The 2,324-nt window shown below is 47.7% G+C and carries 3 protein-coding genes; all 3 read right to left on the minus strand.

Features of this window, described 5'->3' with window-relative positions:
- Nucleotides 1-542: 542 nt before the first annotated feature.
- From BOO20_RS01825 to BOO20_RS01835, 3 genes are read right to left on the minus strand one after another with little or no spacing between them, the layout of a single operon-like run.
- Nucleotides 543-1,202 carry a DUF799 domain-containing protein gene (locus tag BOO20_RS01825; protein WP_076789905.1) on the minus strand — a complete coding sequence of 220 codons (660 nt, stop codon included), beginning with the start codon at nt 1,200-1,202 and terminating at the stop codon, nt 543-545.
- The gene (locus BOO20_RS01830) at nt 1,199-1,552 is read right to left on the minus strand and encodes a DUF4810 domain-containing protein (protein WP_076789907.1); all 354 of its coding nucleotides are present in this window, start codon (nt 1,550-1,552) and stop codon (nt 1,199-1,201) included. Before BOO20_RS01830 ends, BOO20_RS01825 begins: the two co-directional genes overlap by 4 nt.
- 5 nt (nt 1,553-1,557) lie before the next feature.
- On the minus strand, nt 1,558-2,244 hold the full coding sequence (locus tag BOO20_RS01835) for a CsgG/HfaB family protein (RefSeq protein ID WP_076789910.1): 687 nt from the start codon (nt 2,242-2,244) through the stop codon (nt 1,558-1,560).
- Nucleotides 2,245-2,324: the final 80 nt, after the last annotated feature.

Consider the following 2,324-nt stretch of genomic DNA (forward strand, 5'->3'; position numbering starts at 1 on the left):
TGAATATTCCATAATTCGCCTCCTTGTTGGACGCGACATCTATATTAACACATAGGGGCTATGACAAACTCTTTCCCCAGCTCTCCGCTGCCCAGCAGCATAATGGTTTTCGACATGGCAGGTACCCATTGATGTTGAAACAAAACTCACGTCGCTCAATGTACAGCGACGGAGGTTTTCCGGTCAACACTCTGTCGATAAAAAATGGAAAAAGCCTGTTCAAAACAACCGATACCGCAGTTTGTCGTGTCACCTTCGACTGACGGTAGTGTCGCGACAACGGTAAAGAGTAGCAATTTCTTTGATCATCGAAATCGGTACCGTGTTCCACTCACATAATCGAAATCGGTACCGGTACCGATTTCGATTTCGATTTCGATTTGGATAAGTTCAATGGCTTTGTATTCTGCGTTAGTTTAGGCGTGACATCTCACTACCACGAAAAAAAAGTCCGGGTATTGATTCCGGACTTTTGTTCAGAAGCGATTTTCGCTGTTTCTCGTCAACACACACAGAAAACAGATGCGCACAAAGTATGAGCACTATTTTTCTGACTGATACAACGAAGAGCGTGGACCATACAAGAGCCCGTCTGAGCGGGGCGACAGCAAACGCCTGCTTGTGATTTTTGCAATGTCATGGCCCTGGTCGACTGATGTGCTGACAACCTGCTTCACGACCGCTTTCAGAAGCAGACCCGCCAGTCCATTCGTGTTGTTACTATCGGTTTCGGCACTCGATGCCGTTGCCTTGCCCGACCATAACTGTTCACCCGTTTTTGCATCGATCAGGCGCGCTTTCGCCGTTACGACAGTGTCACTGGTCACCACCTTGTATGAAGCGCCATATTGTTCGATCGTTATGTACAAAACAGCATCAGCACCAAAGATCTCCCGTAACCTGTTCAGTGGCGCCTGATGCATTTCGGGAGGGTTCAGCAAGCCGTTTTCCTTGAATGTCTGATCGACCAGCGTCACAGGAAACACATAATACCCGCCTTCAGCCAGTGGCCTTGTCACTGTGGACAAAACGCCATAGGTTGCCTTTATGTCTGGCGAATTGTTGACCGGAGGCAAAACAAGAATCGAAGCAGGCCTTGAATTACGGTAATTCGTGTAATCCTGTTTACTCACGGAAGAGGCACAGCCACCGAGTAGCGAAAAAACCGACAAGGTTGAAACAACTCTGAGCAATCTCATCATTTCCCCTTTTGTTTCAATTTTTCGATAAGCCGATTCATGAACACCTTTGATTCCGGAAACAGCTCCGCTTCGGTCGTAAACGATTTTGCAGCATCATCCGGCCTGCCGGTCTGATAATACAGCAGACCAAGCTGAGCATAATACCCGGGAGGAACTGGCCTGTTGCTGGATCGTGAAACCTGGTAATCGGCTTCGAGCTTCTGAATATGCTCATCAGGCGAAAGCTTCCCTGCACCGGAATAACTCTTGTACACAAGATCCTCATAGTTGCCCCACTCGTAAAGAACCGGTGTCTGAGAGGCACAACCCTGGAGCAACAGAATCATAAAAAGAGAAGCTGATTTTTTCATCTCACTCAGTTTTCAGGTTTCCAAGCCCCATTGTCCACACCTTCTACAAGCCGGTTCACAGCTTCTCTGATAGCGAGATCGAGAACCTTGCCATTAAGGGTCGAATCATATTCTGCCGTACCACCGAAACCGATAACCTCCCTGTTGGAGAGCGCATATTCACCCGCCCCCTGAACTGAATAGACTATTTCGGATGTCAGAGCATTCACCACGTTCAGCGTAATTTTCGCATAGGCAACCTGAGATTTTCCACGACCGAGAACACCGAAAAGCTGCTGGTCGCCGGTCTCTTTTCTGCCGAAATCCGTTATATCTCCAGTGATGAGATACCTGGCACTCTTGATGCTCTGCGTTTTTCCTCCAAGATTTGCCTCCTGCTTCGCCTCAGCCATGTTGTCACGATCCATGACATTGAAATGGTTCGACTGCTGGAGATGTGAGATGAGAATGGTCTTTGCCTGACTGCCGAGCCGATCGTTTCCATCGGAAAAGAGCCCGCGCATAAAACCTGAGCGGTTATCGAATTTACCGACAACAAGAGACGATTTGACACCAGTGTAGTTGACTGACGCGCTGTTCACCTTATCAACCACAAGCGCCTGATGCGTTTCAGTGGTAGCACATCCAAACAGCAATGACATCGCCAGCACTGGCATAACTGGCTTCAAGGCAGAAAAAAGTTTGTTGTCCATTTTTTTCCTGTTGAGTGTGGTTACCTGAATTATTCACGAAGGCAATAAAAAAAGGTGGCATAAAATACCGCAATTGCTTA

It is taken from the genome of Chlorobium sp. KB01, assembly GCF_001975465.1.
In the GTDB taxonomy this organism is placed as follows: domain Bacteria; phylum Bacteroidota; class Chlorobiia; order Chlorobiales; family Chlorobiaceae; genus Chlorobium.

Bases quoted from the DNA above. Each gene is read 5' to 3' on its own strand.
- BOO20_RS01825 (WP_076789905.1), bottom strand. From the start codon at position 1,202: ATGATGAGATTGCTCAGAGTTGTTTCAACCTTGTCGGTTTTTTCGCTA.
- BOO20_RS01830 (WP_076789907.1), bottom strand. From the start codon at position 1,552: ATGAAAAAATCAGCTTCTCTTTTTATGATTCTGTTGCTCCAGGGTTGT.
- BOO20_RS01835 (WP_076789910.1), bottom strand. From the start codon at position 2,244: ATGGACAACAAACTTTTTTCTGCCTTGAAGCCAGTTATGCCAGTGCTG.